Source organism: Paraburkholderia tropica (assembly GCF_014171495.1).
GTDB lineage: Bacteria > Pseudomonadota > Gammaproteobacteria > Burkholderiales > Burkholderiaceae > Paraburkholderia > Paraburkholderia tropica.
This window is the reverse complement of record NZ_CP049137.1, coordinates 582,639-602,507: the sequence shown is the minus strand read 5'-3', so window position 1 is coordinate 602,507 and position 19,869 is coordinate 582,639. Positions and strand designations below refer to the sequence as shown.

General features: G+C 62.6%; 7 protein-coding genes and 3 pseudogenes. 2 read left to right on the top strand and 8 right to left on the bottom strand.

The features are described from left to right. Positions 1-522: 522 nt before the first annotated feature. The 4 genes and pseudogenes from G5S35_RS33180 to G5S35_RS33165 form a co-directional block, all read right to left on the bottom strand. Positions 523-2,700, bottom strand: a pseudogene (locus tag G5S35_RS33180) (hemagglutinin repeat-containing protein); the annotation flags it as partial. Continuing rightward, positions 2,679-2,993: pseudogene (locus tag G5S35_RS33175) on the bottom strand (ShlB/FhaC/HecB family hemolysin secretion/activation protein); the annotation flags it as partial. The pseudogenes G5S35_RS33180 and G5S35_RS33175, both read right to left, overlap by 22 nt. 40 nt (positions 2,994-3,033) lie before the next feature. Further along, a complete protein-coding gene (locus G5S35_RS33170) occupies positions 3,034-3,690 on the bottom strand; it encodes an immunity protein Imm33 domain-containing protein (RefSeq protein ID WP_176082117.1) in 657 nt (218 codons plus the stop codon). A gap of 412 nt (positions 3,691-4,102) precedes the next feature. Further along, positions 4,103-5,407: pseudogene (locus G5S35_RS33165) on the bottom strand (hemagglutinin repeat-containing protein); the annotation flags it as partial. 65 nt (positions 5,408-5,472) lie between these two features. Between G5S35_RS33165 and G5S35_RS33160 the strand changes: the two are divergent. Continuing rightward, the gene (locus tag G5S35_RS33160; RefSeq protein ID WP_183040572.1) at positions 5,473-5,814 is read left to right on the top strand and encodes a hypothetical protein; all 342 of its coding nucleotides are present in this window, start codon (positions 5,473-5,475) and stop codon (positions 5,812-5,814) included. A 158-nt stretch (positions 5,815-5,972) separates the two neighbouring features. Here the strand turns inward: G5S35_RS33160 and G5S35_RS33155 are convergent, their stop codons facing one another. From G5S35_RS33155 to G5S35_RS33140, 4 genes are all read right to left on the bottom strand, one after another. Then, positions 5,973-7,004 carry a hypothetical protein gene (locus G5S35_RS33155; protein WP_183040571.1) on the bottom strand — a complete coding sequence of 344 codons (1,032 nt, stop codon included), beginning with the start codon at positions 7,002-7,004 and terminating at the stop codon, positions 5,973-5,975. Positions 7,005-7,191: 187 nt separating this feature from the next. After that, on the bottom strand, positions 7,192-7,419 hold the full coding sequence (locus G5S35_RS33150; protein ID WP_176082134.1) for a hypothetical protein: 228 nt from the start codon (positions 7,417-7,419) through the stop codon (positions 7,192-7,194). Then, entirely contained in the window at positions 7,416-16,277 is an 8,862-nt protein-coding gene (locus tag G5S35_RS33145) for a two-partner secretion domain-containing protein (RefSeq protein WP_183040570.1), read from the bottom strand. The genes G5S35_RS33150 and G5S35_RS33145 overlap by 4 nt, the downstream gene beginning before the upstream one ends. A 403-nt stretch (positions 16,278-16,680) precedes the next feature. Further along, the gene (locus G5S35_RS33140) at positions 16,681-18,531 is read right to left on the bottom strand and encodes an acyl-CoA dehydrogenase (RefSeq protein ID WP_183040569.1); all 1,851 of its coding nucleotides are present in this window, start codon (positions 18,529-18,531) and stop codon (positions 16,681-16,683) included. Between the two features lie 159 nt (positions 18,532-18,690). Here G5S35_RS33140 and G5S35_RS33135 point away from each other — a divergent pair, with 159 nt between their 5' ends. Next, entirely contained in the window at positions 18,691-19,632 is a 942-nt protein-coding gene (locus G5S35_RS33135; protein WP_074986638.1) for a LysR family transcriptional regulator, read from the top strand. The last annotated feature ends 237 nt before the right edge of the window (positions 19,633-19,869 follow it).

Genomic DNA, 19,869 nt, shown 5'->3' with positions numbered 1-19,869 from the left:
CAGAGGCAATGCGGCCGGTCCGGCGAGCCCTGCGACGAAGCCAACCGTCAGCGACTTCGATGTGTTCGGTGAATCCTTACTGAGTCCGCTCACGTATGCGAGTGTGTCACCGCCATAGTCGTATAGCGAGTTGATCGCCCAACCAGTCGCAACGACAGGAGCAACCGTCCCGAGCGCGATCATACCTAGTGCTCCACCGGCCGCTACCCCAAGTTGCGGATGCGCTTCGTGGCCTGGAAGCGCCTGCTGTTCCGGCGACAGCGAATGATCGGCATTGCCATTCAGGAATGGATTGTTGTACTCGGCAGCAGTCGCGCGGAACATGCCACTGGCATTCTGGCTGATAAACGCCGTCGCGTATTTGCCTCCATCCAGCGCCGGACCCGCGCTCGCTGCTGCATCGACCATCCGATAGCCGCTTGCGAGCAACATCTGTTGTGCCTGATCGGCACTGATCGTCTGTCCGGTCTGATCTTTGTAAAACTGCGCGAACTTGCTCGCGCTGTCCTTTGCCCATTGCCGCTCGTCAGGGTGAAGTTGGCGGTTGTAGCGGTCGACGTCAGAACTGGAGAAAGAGCCAGCACCGCCGGCAACTGCGCCCGCGCCAGTCGCAATGACGTTCGCGACGATGTTCCCGAGCGCCTGATTCAAGTTCGCATCGCCTGTTGGGTTAGAACCAGCAATCGAATTGCTCAACTGGTTAAGCGAACCTGCCATCTTGGAACCAATGGCAGCGCCTGCGGCTCCCTCCACAGCGCTTATAGCGCCGCCGCCGAGACCCGCCACAACGGCCGCACCAGCCGCCTGCATCGCCGCGCGTTTGCTTCCGCCTTCCGCCCATTCGGGATCGCCGGTCGCCTTTTCCTGGGCGTTCGCATAGTCGCCTATGCGCTGCGCCACGGCCTGACCAGCGGCCTGCGCTGCCTGCATCTGGTCGGCCTGCTGATTCAGTATGTTGTTCACGTCTGGCGTCTTTGCAACCGTGCCGTTTGTGGCCGCCGTATCCCGCGAGAGGCCCGCGATGTCCTGCGGCTGGCCCGCGCCGTTTGTCACGTTGATAGCGCCTGCGCTGATTGTGCTGCGCGTGGTCGCGCTCTCGTCGCCGCTCTCGTTCTGCGAAAGCATTGGCGAAACGCCGCCGCCGTTGCTTACCGAGCCAGGTCCGACCGCCTTGCCTGTTGCGCCAATACCCACGCCCGCGCTAATGCCGTTGCTATTGGCGCTGTAATGCGACTGGTTCTGGATGTCGCTGAACGTAAGCGTGCCGGTCGTCAGGCTGTTCTTCGACTCGTCGGCCGTGCTCGATATCACGCCGCCCGTCAGGCCCGTGTTGCCCTTGACGTCGACGTTGAACCCGCCATCGCCCGCATTGATACCGGCCTGTTCATTGACGCCCGCATAGCTGCCATCCGCGTGACCGTTCTGCGCGCTGAAACTCGCGCTGCCGCCGCCCTGGCTGATGGTGAAGCCGCCGCCTGTGCTGCTCTGGTGCGCCGCGCTGTTCGTCACGTCCTGAACGCTCGTGATGTTCAGGTTGCCGCCCACATCGGCCGCGATCTGCTTGCCGTTGATCTGCGAGCCGATGATGTTGGTATCGCCGCCCGATATCACCGTGACGCTGTTCGCGCCGTTTACATGCGAAGCGTTCTGGATCGACGCGTCGCTGTTTGCATCGCCGTGCGCGTTTGCCATTGCGGCGGAGACGCCAAAGCCGCCGCCGAGGGTGTACTGCACGCCGACGCTCGCGCTGCTGGAACTGTTCGAGCTTCGCGTCGAATCCGTGTCCGTCGTGTTGATTACGTTCACCTGATTTTTTGCCCCAAGAACAACGTCATTGGCGTTCACGTTCGAGCCGGCGATAGTCAGGTCGCCATTCGTAGCAACGAATGCCGCTGTGCCGCCTGCTTGCGCATTCGAACCCCGCTGTGTCGTCTGGTCTTCCTTAGACTGGCTTTCGCTCTTGCTCGACCCGATGCTAACCTTGATGCCGATATCGGGCTTACCGCCATTGGCAACGCTATTCGCTGCTCCAGCAACGGAGTAAATGTCGTTTGCCGCAGCAATGCCATGCAGTGCCGCTGCGCGGTCATTGCCATTGCTGCTTGAGTTCCGGGTTGCCTGGGACTCGGAATAGGCGTTGTTGATTGCATCGCCAACGGAGCCTGCCAGGCCAATTGTCAGGCCGCTGCTGCTTGTCTTCTGTGTCTGCGCCTGATGAGAGGTATCCGTTGCCGCATCGATGACGACGTTTGCCGCCATGCCCGAGACGTTACCGCCTGCCACAAGATCGCTGCCAGTGACGTGCAGGGTATTGCCTGCCTGGATCGACAGATTGCCGTCGATAGAACCGACCGTGCTTGCATTATTCGTGACGCTTGACGCTTCATTCGTCGTCGCGAGTTTGTTCGTGCCGACAGTCACGGTCAGGCCGCTCGTGCCAAGGCCCGTGCGCTTTTCCTGATAGCTGCTGGACGACTGCATGGTGTCCTGCGTCGTCGTGATGTTCACGTCATGCGCGGCATTGAGGGCAACATCGTTCGTGCCGACAATCGTGCTGCCTTTCACGGTGATGTCGTTGCCGCTCGCGATGGTCACGGCGTCGGCTGAAACCATGCTGCCCTGTGAGAGCGTGGCCGTGGTGTTGCTCGAACTTGCGACTTCCTTGCCGCTGACGACGCGAGCGGCAGCGCGGATGCGCCTTTTGCGTGCGCTGCGGCCGGCAGTGTGTCGGGCACGTCGAGCGCAAACCGGTCGATGCGGAAACACGGCGTTTCGGCTGGCAGCGCGGGATAGGCTTCGATCTTCGTCACGGTCGAGCGCACGGCGGGCGCCGATACGGCGGCTTCGCGCTGCTGCGCGTCGCGGCGCTGCTGCGCGTCGCGGCGCTGCTGCTGGTTCTGTTCGGTTTCAATACCGCCGAGGCTTTGCCCCTGGACGTTGGGCGCGAGCGCGACCAAAGCCGTTAGCGGCAGCGCCGCCAGGCTCTTTCTGATTTTCGTTGCGAGAAGTTACGTGGAGCTAGATTTAGGTTGTTCAGGTTGCGGCGATGAGGTCGCTTGCCGGCAGTCGTCTCAGCAGTTCACTTGTATCCGAACTAACTTGCTCGCTGCCATGCTTGATTGCTATGTGACCGTCCTTAAGCACCACCGATGCTGATGGCGGTAACGCCAAGTACGGAATCACTTCGGGGCGTTCGCTGGCAATTTCGAACAACGAAGCCAAGCGGCCTCCGTCTGACTCGTTTGAGTCAGCGGCGATTAGCCAACCCGAGTCGGTTCCGGTTGACGGCACTCGCGACATCAGTAATTCCCGCGATGTTTTGAACTTTGGAGAAACGACTGCCGACTGGACGAGCGAAGGGAACGAGGGTTCAACGCCCAGCAGTTCGGCTACGCTTTTCTGAACGATCAATTGCCTATACGTCCTGCTTGCGCCGCGCTCCCAAGCGATCGGTATCGCGCCAAACCGCGGCTCCCAAACTTCAAGTTCGCCTGCATCGTTCGCTTTAAGCATGAGCATCAACCAACCCATTTGAACTGTTTCGCCAGCGCGAAAAGCCTTGCCTTTACGTACCTCGTCTTCGAAGTAGGAAAGTATCGGATTCGCCGCGAACGATAGACCGGACGGCAACGACACGACGATGTTGGGGTGTGCCGAGCTTCCCTGAAAATTCGTTTTCAATTCAGTCATGATCTTATTTCCCAAGCATCGTTTTAATCTGGCCCGTGAGGTAATCGCGTAACGTCGCTGCCTGTGCTGCGCTTGTCTCAACATACCCCGGATCAAGAGGTTGACCCTTATAGGTTGTCCAATCCCCAGGCATTTTCGCGCCTTTCGACGAATTGTAGGTCGCGGGCAAGCCTTGTGTATTGGCAGGATCGTTCAACAACGCGCTTTGCTGCTGCGGTGTAAGTTGATCGAAGCCCGGTTGCTGTTTGATCCAGTTCTGCGGAACGATATGGTCTGCTGCCAATTGACCTTGCGCGGGCGTGACCTCGCCAGTAAGCGGATTGACGTAGGTTCCGCTCGCGTTTGCCTTGTCGCGCATTTCTGAATTTGGAGACTTGCTTAACGTGGCGTAGCCATTGTCATAGCCAGCAATCGTGCTACCGCTAGAAGCCGTGCCGGCGGCCAGTGCCTGACCCGCGCTGTTCACCAGTACCGCGCCGGTACTCGCGGCGGGCGGCCCGCCGCCGCCCATGCCAACGATTGCATTCAAGCCGTTCGCAATGCCTTGCATTGCGAGCGAGAACAAAGACGTTGTCTTTTTCCCAGGGTCGCCCGTCAGCGCGCGTTCGTCATCGACAGACTGGTTGTACAGGTGGACATTCGAGCCCATCGCCGCACCCGCCGTACCGCCGACCACAGCGCCGCCGATACCCGCGGCAATGTTGGCGGCAAGATTTCCGATCAGGTCGGAACCCGTCGCTGACGCTACACCCTTTGATATGTCGTCCAGCGTCCCAGCCATCTTCGACGCCATGCCCGCGCCAGCCGCGCCGCCAAGTGTGCTAAATGCGCTGCCGCCGCCGAGCCCGCCAATCAGCGCGCCGCCTGCAACGTGCAGTTCAGCGCGCGAATCGCCGCCTTCCTTCCAGTTGTTGTAGTCCGCAGCAGCCGCAGCCATGCCCGCGCTGTCGCCGCGGTCAGAAGCGGCCTTGAAGGCTGCCGCCGCGTCGTCGCGCTTCATGTCCGCATACGCGCCGATGCCCTGCGACACAGCTTGACCCGCAGCCTGTGCCGCCGCCATCGTATCGGCCTGCTGATTGAGGATGTTGTTCACATCCGGCGTTTTCGAGACCGTGCCGTTGGTGTTCGTCGTATCGCGCGAAAGGCTCGCGATGTCCTGCTTCTGGCCTGCACCGGTGGTCACGTTGATCGTGCCCGCGCTGATCGCGCTGCGCGTGGTCGCGCTCGAATCGCCGTTCTCGTTCTGCGAGATCATCGGCGACACGCTTCCCGAACCCGGCACAGAGCCAGGGCCGACCGCCTTGCCTGTGCTCGGTCCGACGCCCACGCCCGCGCTGATTCCGTTGCTGTTCGCGCTGTAATGTGACTGGTTCTGGATATCGCTGAACGTGAGCGTACCGGTCGTCAGGCTGTTCTTCGACTCGTCGGCCGTGCTCGATATCACGCCCCCGGTCAAACCCGTATTGCCCTTGACATTGACGTTAAATCCACCGTCGCCTGCATTGATGCCGGCCTGTTCGTTCACGCCCGCATAGTTCGAATCCGCGTGACCATTCTGCGCGCTAAAACTTGCGCTGCCGCCGCCCTGGCTGATGGTGAATCCGCCGCCCGCGCTACTTTGGTGCGCGGCGCTGTTCGTCACGTCCTGCACACTGACGATGTTCAGGTTGCCGCCCACGTCCGCCGCGATCTGCCTGCCGTTGATCTGCGAGCCGATGCATTTCCGTCGAGCTTGAAGCTGACCCGGCGCACGAACACGACAGACGTACAGCTTTTCCCTGGATGAGGGTCACCGATGCCATGCTCGAACACGTGGGCTTTCTGCCGGGCAGCCAAGTTCTGTTCAGCATCAACTACCGGCACGGCCACATCACCACGACCACGGACTATGACTTCAGGATCGCCAGCAGCTATATGACCGAGCCTGAAGCTGAAGCCATGCTGCACCGACGCAGCACACGCAACGGAGCAACGCCCCTAAACGGAGCAACGCCCCTAAACAACAAGCCCGGCCGCGATCGGGTTTGTTGTTTGTGGCTACATAGACGCTTCTTCGTCAGCTATCGCCTTAGGCAAAAATTCTCGGCCACGCCTCACAATCTCATCCCATTGATCAACGGATAGCGCAACACTCTTGCCATTTACATAAAATGTAAAAGCAAGCTGCTTTTTCTCGGTAACACCTATTTCCATAAACGGATTTTCTTCACCATCCATATAGACGCAGATGTAAGGATACAAACTGTTAATGTCACCGACCTTCTCGAAGACTAAACCGTAACTCATTTCTGCAACCCTCTAAATCCGATGAACTCACCTGAAGCTGCTCGACCATCAGGAAGCGTATACGTAACCCAACCATCCGGATACCTGCCTCCAGCACCTGTGGTCTTTGTGCCATTTTGCAGAATATCGCGCACAGCATTCGCCGCCACTTCGTTCAATTGCGCATCGCTTCGATAGACCTGCCTCAAATCTTGAGTAGAGTCGAAACCAAAGTATTCGGGATGTTTCGTCACGGCGCGACCAGCGCTGGTTATCGCCTGCCCATCCTTGAATGGTTGGTTTGCTGCGCTTTCAAGGTCGTTAGTGTTGCCGTTGTTCGCTGAGGACTGGCCATCACCACTCCCGCTACTGAACGTCGCATTAGTCGGGACGTACCCCGCGACAGTCAAACTGGAACTTATACTACCCGCAAGCGCCTGCCCCGCGCCATTCACTAGCACCACGCCCGGACTAGCAGCAGGAGGACCGCCGCCACCCGTACCAAGGATTGCCTTCAAGCCGTTCACAATCCCTTGCATTGCCAGCGAGAACAGGGTCGGCGACTTCTTACCAAGGTCGCCCGTCAACGCACGCTCATCGTCGACTGTCTGGTTATACAGGTGGACATTCGAACCCATCGCCGCGCCCGCCGTACCGCCGAGCGCAGCGCCACCCACGCCTGCGGCAATGTTGGCCGCAAGGTTGCCGATCAGGTCCGAGCCCGTCGCTGACGCTATACCTTTCGATATGTCGTTCAGCGTCCCGGCCATCTTCGACGCCAGGCCCGCGCCCGCCGCGCCGCCAATCGTGCTGAACGCGCCGCCGCCGCCGAGTCCGCCAATCAGCGCGCCGCCCGCAGCGTGCAGTTCAGCGCGCGAATCGCCGCCTTCCTTCCAGTTGTTGTAGTCGGCCGCAGCAGCAGCCATGCCTTCGCTGTCGCCGCGCTTATATGCGTCGTTGTACGCCGCCGCCGCATCATCACGCTTCTGGTCCGCGTACGCACCGACACCTTGCGCCACCACCTGACCCGCAGCCTGTGCCGCCGCCATCGTGTCGGCCTGCTTGCCGTTGATCTGCGAGCCGATGATGTTCGTGTCGCCACGTCGTCGCTCACCGATACCACGCCCAATAGCCGCGTGTGCGTGCAGGTCGAAGATGGCAGGCTCGTCATTACGCCCGCTTGAACGACTGCTACAAACAACAAATCCAGCTCAATGACTGGGTTTGTTGTTTAAGTCACCGCGGATTACTAGCTAACTCATTGATTCCGTCTTCCAGCATCGCTTTGAATTCGTTTAGGTCGAAATGCCATGCGCCATTGTTAGCCGCTGGATATATCTCGATCTCATAGTCTCGACCCGGCTCCCTCGATATTTCGGCAACCTGCCGATCCTCGTAAAATATTTCGAAGACCACATTTTCGCGATCAGGTGGACTTGTCACCATTGCGCCCAGTTTTCTCATTTTGCTTTTGGCTCCAAGAAAGTGATGAATTTCCCATCTGCACTATAACGAAGGCCACGCCCATCAGGTGCGGTCACGTCGATCACATCACCGAAGCGGCCCGTATTTCGATGAATCACAGTACTGCCTGGATCATTCAGAATATCGTCGATAATTTTCTGTCCTTGCTCGTTGATGGCCGTGGGATTTCCCTTGGCAGAAGGGAATGCACTACCGTCTCGCCCACCATGCTTCTGCAATGCTCTACCTGCACCAGATAACTCTCCGGATTTATCCGATGGGTCCGGGACTTTCCCTGCGTCCGACAGCTCATTAATACTCTTTCCGCCGAACGACTGCTCGTTATCTCCGCTATTGAGCGTCGCATTCCCCGGCCCATACCCCGCAGCAATGGAACCGGAACTTATACCAGCTGCAAGCGCGTGGCCAGCGCCATTCACCAGCACGGCGCCTGGCCCCGCGGCTGGTGGCCGACCGCCACCAAATCCGAAGGGGAGCAAATCGAGGGCCGTCTTGACGCCTGCCAAAAAATAGTCGGCAAGTGTTAGCGACTTCGTCCCCGGCTCGCCCGTCAACGCACGTTCATCGTCGACTGTCTGGTTATACAGGTGGACATTCGAACCCATCGCCGCGCCCGCCGTACCGCCGACCGCAGCGCCGCCCACGCCCGCGGCAATGTTGGCCGCAAGGTTGCCGATCAGGTCCGAGCCTGTCGCGGACGCTACACCCTTCGATATGTCGTTCAGCGTCCCGGCCATCTTCGACGCCAGGCCCGCGCCCGCTGCGCCGCCAATCGTGCTGAACGCGCCGCCGCCGCCGAGTCCGCCAATCAGCGCGCCGCCCGCAGCGTGCAGTTCAGCGCGCGAATCGCCGCCTTCCTTCCAGTTGTTGTAGTCGGCCGCAGCAGCAGCCATGCCTTCGCTGTCGCCGCGCTTATATGCGTCGTTGTACGCCGCCGCCGCATCATCACGCTTCTGGTCCGCGTACGTACCGACACCTTGCGCCACCACCTGACCCGCCGCCTGTGCCGCCGCCATCGTGTCGGCCTGCTGGTTCAGGATGTCGTTCACGTCCGGCGTTTTGGCAATCGTGCCGTTCGTGTTCGTCGTGTCGCGCGACAGGCTCGCAATGTCCTGCGTCTGGCCTGCGCCGTTGGTGACGTTGATCGTGCCCGCGCTGATTGCGCTGCGGGTGGTCGAACTCTGGTTGCCGCTTTCGTTCTGCGAGACCATCGGCGTCACGCCGCCCGAACCGGCCACGGAGCCGGGGCCAACTGCTTTGCCTGTGTTCGGGCCGACGCCCACGCCCGCGCTGATTCCGTTGCTGTTCGCCGAGTAGTGCGAGTGATTGTCGATGTCGGAGAATGTCAGCGTGCCGGTCGTCAGGCTGTTCTTCGACTCGTCCGCCGTGCTCGAAATCACGCCACCAGTCAGGCCCGTATTGCCCTTGACGTTGACGTTAAATCCGCCATCGCCCGCATTGATGCCGGCCTGTTCATTGACGCCCGCATAGCTACCATCCGCGTGACCGTTCTGCGCGCTGAAACTCGCGCTGCCGCCGCCCTGGCTGATGGTGAAGCCGCCGCCTGTGCTGCTCTGGTGCGCCGCGCTGTTCGTCACGTCCTGCACGCTGACGATGTTCAGATTGCCGCCCACGTCCGCCGCGATCTGCCTGCCGTTGATCTGCGAGCCGATGATGTTCGTGTCGCCGCCTGAAACGACCGTCACACTGTTCGCGCCGTTCACATGCGACGCGTTCTGGATTGACGCGTCGCTGTTCGCGTCGCCGTGCGCGTTCGACATCGCCGCCGAGACACCGAAACCGCCGCCTGCGGTGTACTGCACGCCGATACTTGCACTGCTCGAACTGTTCGAACTGCGCGTCGAATCGGTGTCGGTCGTGTTGATGACATTGACCTGATTTTTCGCCCCAAGAACGACATCGTTCGCGCTCACGTTCGACCCGGCGATGGTCAGGTCGCCGCCCGTCGCGACGAATGCCGCCGTTCCGCCTGCGACGACGTTCGAACCACGTTGCATCGTCTGGTCTTCCGACGACTGGCTTTCGCTCTTGCTCGATCCGACGCTGACCTTGATGCCGATATCCGGCTTGCCGTCCCTGGTCATGGCCGCGGGGGTGAGCGCCGCGAGACCGACATCGCCAGCCGCCGCGATGCTGTGCAGCGCTGCCGCACGGTCGTTGCCGGTGCTGGTCGAATGCTTCGCCGCCTGACTTTCCGAATACGCGTTGTTGATCGCATCGCCCAGCGAGCCCGCAAGGCCAATCGTGAGGCCGCTGCTGCTCGTCTTCTGCGTTTGCGCCTGATGCGACGTATCGGTTGCCGCGTCGATGATGACGTTCGTCGCCGTGCCTGTGAGATTGCCGCCCGCGACAAGGTCGCTGCCAGTGACGTGCAGGGTGTTGCCTGCCTGGATCGACAGGTCGCCGTTTAGCGATCCAACCGTGCTTGCGTTGTTTGTGACGCTGGTTGCTTCATTCGTGGTCGCGAGTTTGTTGGTGCCGACCGTCACGGTCAGGCCGCTTGTGCCCAGGCCCGTGCGCTTTTCCTGATAGCTGCTGGACGATTGCGTGCTGTCCTGCGTCGTCGTGATGTTCACGTCGTGCGCTGCACTCAGCGCGACATCGTTCGTACCGACAATCGTGCTGCCTTTTACGTTGATATCGTTGCCGCTCGCGATGGAAACGGCGTCGGCCGAAACCATGCTGCCCTGTGAGAGCGTGGCCGTGGTATTGCTCGAACTCGCGACTTCCTTGCCGCTGACGACGTTGCTGTGTTTGTGCTGCTCCTGTGAATTCTCGACGTGCGTTTCCGTCGCCGCGCCGATGTTGACGTCGCCTGCTGCGGCAAGCATCGCGGTTCCCTTGTCGAGACTGATTGCGCTGCCCGTGACGTTGATGTCTTTGCCCGATGCCACGGTCAGCGAATTGCCCGCGTTGAGCGTAGTTGCTGCAAGCGCGTCGTCCAAACGGTGCAGCGATTCCGAATAGCTGCCGTGGCTGTCGCTGCCCGAACTGTTGCTGTCCGTGGTCGACGTGGCTTTTGCGGCCTGCAAGGTTACGTTGCCGTTTGCTGCAACGACGCCGCCGCCCGCAAGGTTGATGTCTGCGCCGGTCGCCGTCAGGTCGCCGCCCACGCCAATCTGCGAAACGCCGCCGACCTTGATGGAACTGCCCGTCGTCCGGTTGACATCGGTATTCGACACGCCGTTCGCGCGCTCGACGATCTTGTGTTCGCCGGTCTGTACCGAGCCGATGTCGTAGTTGCCGCCCACGGCCATGCCGAGGTTGCCGCCGACGTTCAGGTTGCCCGCGTTCTGCTCGACGTTGCCGCCCGTGACGATGACCGCATTGCCTGCCACGTTCAGGTTCGCAATCGGCCCGAGCGTCGTCGTGGTGCGCGTCGCGCCGGTGGCGCTCACCTGATCGACCGTCTTGACCGCCGTGTTCAGCAGCAGGTCGCCGCCCGCATTCAGCGCGAGACTGCCCGCATTCACGGTCGCCGAAGTCAGGTCGACATTCCCCTTGGTCGTCAGCGACATCAGGCCGCCGCTTTGCAGCGTGCCAAACGCGTTGTCGATCTGCTCGCCCTGAATCGACATCGTGTTTCCAGCCTGCACGGTGCCGCTGTTCGTGAAGGTCTGCGCGTTCTGGATGTCGATGTCGGTTGCCGCGATCAGCGGTCCGTTCACATTCTGCTGGCTGGCCTTCGCGAGATAGACGACGGGCACCAGAACCTGCTGACCGTTGACGGTCTCGGTCTGCATGATGATGACGTTGCTGGTCAGCGCCGCCACCTGTTCAGGCGTCAGACTCATGCCGAGCGGCTTCGACAGCGACGCGCCCGCTGCAAGCAGCGACTCGTACATGCCCTGAAGGTCGGTGTACGGGCCGAGTACCGCCTTGCCGGTCAGTGACGTAATCTGGTTGCGAACGAGTTGCTGTTCGTAGAAGCCATCGCCAAGACGCTTGATCGTCGTCTGCGGATTCAGGCCAAGCTGTTGCAGGTAGTAGTCGCTCGAAATGAACGTCTTCTGGTTCGTGAACGCCGGATTGGTTTCGATGAGGTACGTTGCGCCCGGTGCGCTCGCGGGGCTGAACAGTCCGCCCTGGGGAATCGACAGGTTTTGCAGGACGTTCTGCGCGGTGGCGCTGGCAATGGCCGGATTGACCATGCCCGAGCCGCCATTCACCGATGCCGCGCCAGACTCTCCGCCGCTCGCGTTACCGCTGATGCCGTTGACGCTGACGCCCGAAGTCATCTGACCCGGCGCGAGATTCAGCGAAGGCACGCCCGCATTACCTGCCGTGTTGTCGATGCTGATGCCGTTGCCCGAAAGCGTGCCGCCCGCGACGAAACTCGACTCATACGACGGCAGCGCGTAATTGCGGATATCAGCGGGCGCGGCCTGCGTATAGCCGCCCGGACGCGAGCCGCTGAACGGCGCATCGCCGAACGGCAGCGTCCAGTCGCTGATGCTGTGGTCATAGTTCGTGTAATGGAAGTAGCCCGAGTACGTGACCTGCATGCCCGGTGCCGTCTGACCCTGCCAGCTGTTCTGGTCGAGCGATTGCGGCGCCGCGATGTTGCCGACTGCCGCGACCGCGCTCCAGTGGTTCTCGAAGAGGCCAACCGACGCGGCATCGAGATTGCCCCCGGCAATGATCTGGCCTTGAGGGCTGATGCCCGCAATCAGGTTTGCGACCGCCACGCCCGTGTACGTCGTGTACTGCCAGCCACTGTTCCACTGGCCGCCGTGCGGCGGATCGACCGGCATACCGCCGATGAGGCTCGCGTCGCCGCTCGTCCAGCCGACGAACGGGTGACCGGCCGAGCAGGCCGCGGCAACGGTAGACGTGCAGCCCGACAGGCTGATGCCGAGGCTGTCGAGCAGCGCCGGGTCGACCGGCTGGTTCAGGCCGGTGGTCGTCATCGTCGTGCGCGTGTTCGTCACCTGACCCGCGTGCAGTTCCATGTCGCCGGCCGATTCGATCAGCGCTGACTGGTTGCGTATCAGGGCCGCGTTCGTATAGTTGCCGTTGGCGTCCTTGCCGCCCGCGAGCACCACCTTGCCGAGCCCATAAATCGCCGTCGTCGCCTGCGTATCGGTCGCAGTGGTGTCGTCGCGGTTTTCGATGTCGTTCGACAGCAGTTCGAGCGTGCCGTCGCTGTCGGTTGCGCCAATCAGCGCAGTCGGCCCCGTGTTGGTCAGCGATTGCGTCGCGTTGAGCGAAACGCTGCCGCCGACCATCGTGCCCGTGTTTTCCAGCGTGTTTGAATGCGTCGCGAGCGTGCCGCCCGCCATCATGACGCCGCGGTTCTGCACGTCGACCGCGTTGACGTTCAGGTTGTTCGCCGCTTCGACGAGCGCGTTGTTGCTGAATGTGCCCGGCAGGGTAAAGGTCAGGTCGTGACCGGCATTGAACTGGACATCCGGCGTCGTTGCAAAGTCGCCCTGAACGCTAATCGCGACATCGTTGGCCGCGCTGTAGCTGCCGCCGCCCGTGAGCGCGGCTGCGTTGATGGCGAGATCATGCGTCGCGCCAATCTGGCCGTTTGCGTTCGTGACCGCGCCTGTCGTCGTAATCGCGACATCGCCATTCGAACCTGCGAAACTCCCAATCTTGCCGCCGCTGTTGTCGACGGTATCGCCATGCACCGTGACGCCCGCGCCGCTGACCTGACCGTTCTGCGTATTGAGGAGCGCCGACGTATTCACGGCCACGTTACCGTTGCCGGTGATCACGCCGCCGCTGTTCACGGTCTGGCTGCCGCCTTGCACGTTCATGTCGCCCGTGCCGAGATTGCTGACGAGGCCGTTGGTGTTGTCGAGCGCTGCGGCCTGAATGCGGAACGTGCCGGTGTCGCCAGCCGCGCCTGTGCCCGACTGGATCTGTCCGTTGGTGTTCGTCAGCGTGCCGCCGCTCGCGAGCGTCAGCGACGAGAGCGAGCGAACCGAGCCCTGCGAGTTGTTCAGATCGCCCGCGATGTTCGCCGCAATCCGGCCTTGCGCAGCGAGCACGCCGTTCGCGTTGTTCAGGCTCGCAGCCTGGGCGTCGATCTGGCCCGCCGAAATGATCTTCCCGCCGACGTTCGAGAAGCTGCCCGAACCGTTGCCGGGTTTGATGGTCAGCGTGCCCGTGCCGGCGTCGATGATCGAGCCGCCATCGTTGTTCAATGCGCCGGGTGCGAGCGTGAAATCCGTGCTGTTCGTTTGCAGCGTGCCGCCGTTCGAGTTGTCGAACGTGCCGCTGACATCGAAGCCTGTCGCCGACGCGCCATATTGCGTGATGGTGCCGCCGCGATTCAGCAGGTCGGCCGCTTTCAGCGCGAGCTGGTTCGCTTCGATATCGCCGCTGCTGTTGTCGAGCGTCGCCGTGGTCGTCAGCGTGAGATTCGGCGCGACCATCGAGCCGCCGCTGTTGGTCAGCGAACCCGTGTTGATGCTCGCGCTCGTACCTGCACCGATCTGGCCGCCGTTGTTATTGAGCGCGCCGCTCGTGAGGCTCGTGTCCGTGTTCGACAGCAGTTTGCCGTTCGTGTTGTTCAGCGCGCCGCCGACCGTTGCCGTCAGGCCGTTCTGCCCGATGATCGATCCGGACGCGTTATCCAGCGCGCCGCCCTGGATCACGCCCTGGCCGTTTGTGGCGATCTTTCCGCCGACGTTGGAGATTGCGCCCGCGCCGTTGTCCGCATTGACCGACAGTTTGCCGGTCCCGGCGTGCGTGATCGTGCCGCCGTCGTTATCGAGCGCAGCCGGTGCAATCGTCAGGTCCGTGCTGTTGGTTTGCAGCGTGCCGTTCGAATTGTCGAGCGTGCCGGTCACGTCGAGCGTCATCGCGCCGGTTCCGGTCTGCGTGAGGGTGCCGCCGCGATTCACGAGGTTGGCGGCGTGCAGCGTGAACTGGCTGGCGCTCGATGCGCCGCCGCTGTTGTCGAACGTAGCAGCCGACAACGTGAGCAAGCGGGCCGCGCCGAACTGGCCCGCGTTCGTGAGCGTCGACCCGGCCGACAGCGTCATGTCCGCGTTGGTCGCGAACGTGCCGCTGTTGAACAGGGTCTGCACGGCGCGCGCAATCAGGCTCTGGACCGCCGTGACAGACCCGGCGTTAGCGATCTGTCCGGCCTGCACGTTGACCGCGCCATTGCCGCCGATTGTGCCGCCCGCGCCGTTGTTCAGCAGGCCGGTCGTCGTAAGGGAAACGCCGTCTGCGTTCAGCGACGCAACGTGGCCGCCCGAGTTGTCGAGCGATGCGCTCGACGCGGCAAGCGCGCCCGCGGCCTGCATCGTGCCGCCCTGGTTGTTCGTCGCGCCCGCGACGTTTTCGGTCAGCGTGCTGCCTGAAACGATCTGGCCGGCGCGGTTCGAGAGCGCGCCGGCCGTGAGGGTTTGCGCGCTGCCCGACGACATCGCGCCGTTGTCGTTCGTGAGCGTGCCTGCGGCGCGTGCGTCGAGCGTGCCGCCCGCGGTCGTGCTTGCGCCGGACAGGTTCAGGTCGCCGCTGTTTGCCGCGAGTATGAGCGAGCCGTTCGCGGAATTCGTCGCGCCCGCGAGATCGACCGCCGAGCCGCTTACGCTCGCGTTGCCGCCCGCGACATTGCGGCCGGTCGCCGTGATCGCGCCGGATGCGCTTACGTTCAGGTCGCCGGTTTGCGCAAGCGAGCCGTCGCCGTTCACGCCTGCCGCGAGCGTGCCGGTCGAATTCACCGAACCGGCGTTCACGCTCGTGTTCTGCTGCGCGGCAATCATGCCGCTGTTGGTCAGCGCGCCAGACGCGGAGAGGTTGGCGTTCTGTTGCGCGTAGGTCGTGCCGCTGCTGTCGATGTCCTGCGCGCTCGCGACGACGTTGCCGCTTGCATTCGTTTGTCCAGCGAGCACGAGCTTGCCCGCCGAGGTCAGCACGAGGTCGCCGGATTGTGCAGCCGTGATGCCCTTGAGCGAAATGCCGACGCCTGCCTCCGTGCCAACGAGCACAATGCGGTTTGCGTACATGCCGCCGAGATTGCTCACGTCAATCGAGACGCCTGGCGCTGGGCCGTCGCCCGCAATCGCGGCCGTGTCGAGCGTGTTGTAATCGATGTGATTTGCGCCGGTCACGACGTTGAGATTTTTGGCGTAGACCGCCGCATTCGCCTGCACGGCGCGCGACAGCAGATCGACCTGATCCACGCCCGACGCGTTCAGGCCCGCGCCGCTGACCGTGATGTTGCCGCCCGTGACATTGAAGCCCGACACGGAACCGTCTGCCGCATAGTTCGGCGTGCCGGTGGTCAGCGTCGCGCGACTCGTGTTGATGAACGTCCCGCCGTTCACCGAAATCCCGGACGGATTCGCCAGAATCACATTCGCGCGCTGACCCGCGACTTCAAGCGCGCCGTTGAACTGCGACGCGCTCGCGCTGTTGACCTGATTGACGATGACCTTCGCGGCCTGTCCCGGCGCGAAGTTCGGGTTGCCGTTAATCATGCCGCCGAGTTGCGACTGCACCATCGTCGGCGAGTTGTTCAGGATCGCGCCGCGCTGCTGCACGTCGAACCGGTTATACGTGTTGACCGAGACGCCAGCGCCGGACGGACGGTTGATATTGACCTGTTCAATACCGTTCGGCGTCTGGATGACCGAAGGCGCGTGTGCGCCGCCTGCGACGATCTGCGCGAACGACAGCATGGGCGCGAGCGCCAGCAGTGCAGCAGGGAGCAGGCGCCGCAGCGAGCGACCCACGCCGGACAGCCTTGTTGCGCGGGTCTCCCCCGATTTTCCTGCTGCCGTCGCAGTTTCCTCAACGGCGACGAGCATGTTGCGCGAGCGGCTATAGACCAGCCTGTAACAGCGATTCATCGAAGCAAACCCGTAAGAATTCAGCTTTCGATTCTTGGGGTATGCCCGGAAAATATGTGTCAATGATCGTTAACGCATGCCGCTTTTAGGAAACGTCTTAACGGTTTCATGCGCGATAAATCAAAACGTGGTGCGTCGCCCACACGGGCAAAAAACCGCATTGCGTGGGCTCAAAAAAGGCTGGCAAGCCCGCTCTGTGCGGGCGTGCAGGGTTAAGTCGGTTACGTCCATGGCGAATGCCGGATGCCTGTTTCGCAAACCTCCGCGCGACAGTCCCTTGTTTGCAGCCAGATCACCACAAGCTCGATTCTTTCAGCGCGCCGCTCAATGGCGCGTCCGGCCTGGCCGGTACGACCATCCGAACGACTTCGCGCGCCGCGAGTCAGTCAATCGAACCGGCATTTCAAAACCACGCGTCCTGCATATCCAAAGTAGTCCGATCAAGCGAAGCAAGCAGATCGAACTGCGCGCCGGTTTTCGGCAACTCCCACGCGAAGAAGTACTGCGCCGCTGCGAGCTTGCCGCGATAAAAATCGGCGTCATCGCCTTGTGCCTGTTTAAGCGCCGTGCGCGCCGCGAGCGCCTGTTCGAGCCACACCCACGCCACCACCAAATGCCCGAACGCTTCGAGATACACCGAAGCGTTCGCGAGCGTCACATTCGCATCGCCCGCGGCCCACAACTGCTGCGTCACCGTGAAGAGGCGCTTCATGGCCGCGTCGAGCGCACGCGCATGCGTGGCGTCCTGCGCGTCGCCGCTCGAATGCGCGCGGTCGAGCGTGGCCTGCACGCGCTGCGCGAACAGCCTGAGCGCCGCGCCGTCCTTGATCACCACCTTGCGGCCCAGCAGATCGAGGCCCTGAATGCCGTGCGTGCCTTCGTGAATCGGATTGAGCCGGTTGTCGCGATAGAACTGCTCGACGTTGTACTCGCGCGTGTAACCGTAGCCGCCGTGCACCTGGATCGCGAGATCGTTGGCGGCGAGACACCATTGCGACGGCCAGCTTTTCGCAATCGGCGTGAGCAGATCGAGCAGCAGCGTGAGCGGCTCGCGGGCGGCGTCGTCGGCGGCGCCGCCCGCTTCGTCGACGAGCTTCGCGCACCACAGATTCAGTGCGAGCGCGCCTTCCACGTAGCTCTTTTGCGCGAGCAGCATGCGGCGCACGTCGGCGTGCTCGACGAGCTTCACCTGCGGCGACGCCGGGTCCTTGCCCGCCGCGGCGATGCCGCGCCCCTGCGGACGATTGCGCGCGTAATCGAGCGCGTGCAGATAGCCGGTGTAGCCGAGCATGGTCGCGCCGAGACCCACGCCGATGCGCGCCTCGTTCATCATATGGAACATATAGGCGAGGCCTTTGTGCGGCTCGCCCACGAGATAGCCGATCGCACCCGCGCGGCCGCCCGGCGCGTACTTCGTGCCTTCGCCGAAATTGAGCAGGCAGTTCGTGGTGCCGCGATAGCCCATCTTGTGATTGAGGCCCGCGAGCACGACGTCGTTGTGTTCGCCGCGCGAGCCGTCTTCGTTGACGAGATATTTCGGCACGATAAAGAGCGAGATGCCCTTCACGCCGGGAATCAGCTTGCCGTCCGGGCCCGGAATCTTCGCCAGCACGAGGTGGACGATGTTTTCCGTGAGTTCGTGCTCGCCGCCCGAAATCCACATCTTGTTGCCACGCAGCCGATACTGCGCGCCGAGCGCCGAGTCGCCCTCGAAGTCGGCGCGCGTGGCCACGTCGGACAGCGACGATCCGGCCTGCGGCTCCGAAAGACACATCGTGCCGAAATAGCGGCCTTCGAGTTCGGGCTTCACGAAAGTGTCGATCTGCTTCTCGCTGCCGTGCGCGAGCAGCAGATTCGCGTTGCCGATGGTGAGGAACGGATACGCGCTCGAACCGACGTTGGCCGCCTTGAACCAGGCGAAGCCCGCTTTCTCGACCACCAGCGGCAACTGCATGCCGCCGTACGCGTAATCCTGGCCCGCCGCCATCAGGCCCGCGTCGCAGAACGCCTTGAGCGCCGTCTTCACTTCGGGGATGAGGGTGACGGTCTCGCCGTCGAAATGCGGTTCGTGTTGATCGTTCTTCTTGTTGTGCGGCGCGAACAGGTCGGTGGCGATCTTCTCGCAGGTGTCGAGCGCGGCGTCGAAGGTCTCGCGCGAGTGATCCGCATAGCGCGCGATGCGCGTGAGCCGCTCGACGTCGAGCCATTCGTAGAGCAGGAAGTTCAGGTCACGGCGGGAGAAGATCAGCGACATGGCGGGCGGGCTCTCGGTTGGGAAGGCGTCTAGATTACCTAAAATAGAACGACCGTACTATTGGTGATTTCTCCAGCTTCGCCGCGCGCGTAGCGTGCTTCCGTGCGGAGGGAGAATCCGGCATCATCGGCGCTCATCCTTCCGAAATGCGAGATGTCGATGGATCGACTCGACGCCATGTCCGTGCTCGTCGCCGTGGTCGAGGCGGGCAGTCTTTCGGCGGCGGCGCGCCGGCTCGGCATGCCGCTCGCCACCGTCAGCCGCAAGGTCAACGAACTGGAAGCGCATCTGCGCACGCGCCTGCTCACGCGCACCACGCGCCAGCTCGCGCTGACCGAGGCGGGCGCGTCCTATGTGGCCGCGTGCCGGCGCATTCTCGAAGACGTCGGCGAGGCCGAGCGCGCCGCGACTGGCGAGTACGCGTCGCCTAGAGGCGAACTCGCGCTGAGCGCGCCCGTGGTGTTCGGGCGGCTTCATGTGCTGCCGGTCGTCAGCGAATTCCTGGCGCAGTATCCGGAGATCGACGTGCGGCTGGCGCTGGCGGACCGCGTGGTCAATCTGATGGAGGAGCGCGTGGACGCGGCCGTGCGCATCGGCGCGATGCCCGACAGCGCGCTCGTCGCCGTGGGCGTGGGCGCGATCCGCCGCGTGGTGTGCGCGAGTCCGGCGTATCTGGCGCGGCATGGCGTGCCGCGGCATCCGCGTGATCTGAGTGCGCATCAGTGCGTGACTTTCGAGGGCGTGGAAGGGCGCACGTGGATCTTTCGCAGCGGTAAGGATTTGTCCAGGGATGCAGCGAAAACCGCGCTCGTGCAGCCGGTCGCCTCGCGTCTGGCGGTGAATACGGCCGAAGCCGCCATCGACGCCGCGCTGATGAACGTGGGCGTCACGCGCGTGCTGTCTTATCAGGTGGCGCAGGCGGTGCGCGAGGGGCGGCTCGACTTGCTGCTCGAAGCATACGAGCCCGCGCCCTGGCCGGTGAGCCTCGTGCACGGCGGACAGACGCCGCTGCCGCTCAAACTGCGTGCGTTTCTCGACTTCGCAACGCCGCGTTTGCGTGCACGGATCGAGGCGGCTCGCATCGGCGTCGCCCCGTCCTGAACGAGGGGCTGAACTCAGCAACGCATCGAACGCCCCAGGCATTGCCGATGCGCGTCAGTCATTTGTCAGCGTCGCTTCGGGCTTCACTTCGGCAAACGTTTGCAAATGCTTGTCGGAAAAGGGGTTTTATAAAGTTTTCACGCGATTGTGCCGTAGACTTGCGCGCGGGCGCGCGCGTCGTTTCGCGCTCCTCTGTTTTTCGAAGGTCCGATCCGCCCGCTCCGATAGTCCTCGTTC

Coding starts and splice junctions, on each gene's coding strand:
- G5S35_RS33170 (WP_176082117.1), bottom strand. CDS start 3,690: ATGACTGAATTGAAAACGAATTTTCAGGGAAGCTCGGCACACCCCAAC.
- G5S35_RS33160 (WP_183040572.1), top strand. CDS start 5,473: ATGAGGGTCACCGATGCCATGCTCGAACACGTGGGCTTTCTGCCGGGC.
- G5S35_RS33155 (WP_183040571.1), bottom strand. CDS start 7,004: ATGGCGGCGGCACAGGCTGCGGGTCAGGTGGTGGCGCAAGGTGTCGGT.
- G5S35_RS33150 (WP_176082134.1), bottom strand. CDS start 7,419: ATGAGAAAACTGGGCGCAATGGTGACAAGTCCACCTGATCGCGAAAAT.
- G5S35_RS33145 (WP_183040570.1), bottom strand. CDS start 16,277: ATGAATCGCTGTTACAGGCTGGTCTATAGCCGCTCGCGCAACATGCTC.
- G5S35_RS33140 (WP_183040569.1), bottom strand. CDS start 18,531: ATGTCGCTGATCTTCTCCCGCCGTGACCTGAACTTCCTGCTCTACGAA.
- G5S35_RS33135 (WP_074986638.1), top strand. CDS start 18,691: ATGGATCGACTCGACGCCATGTCCGTGCTCGTCGCCGTGGTCGAGGCG.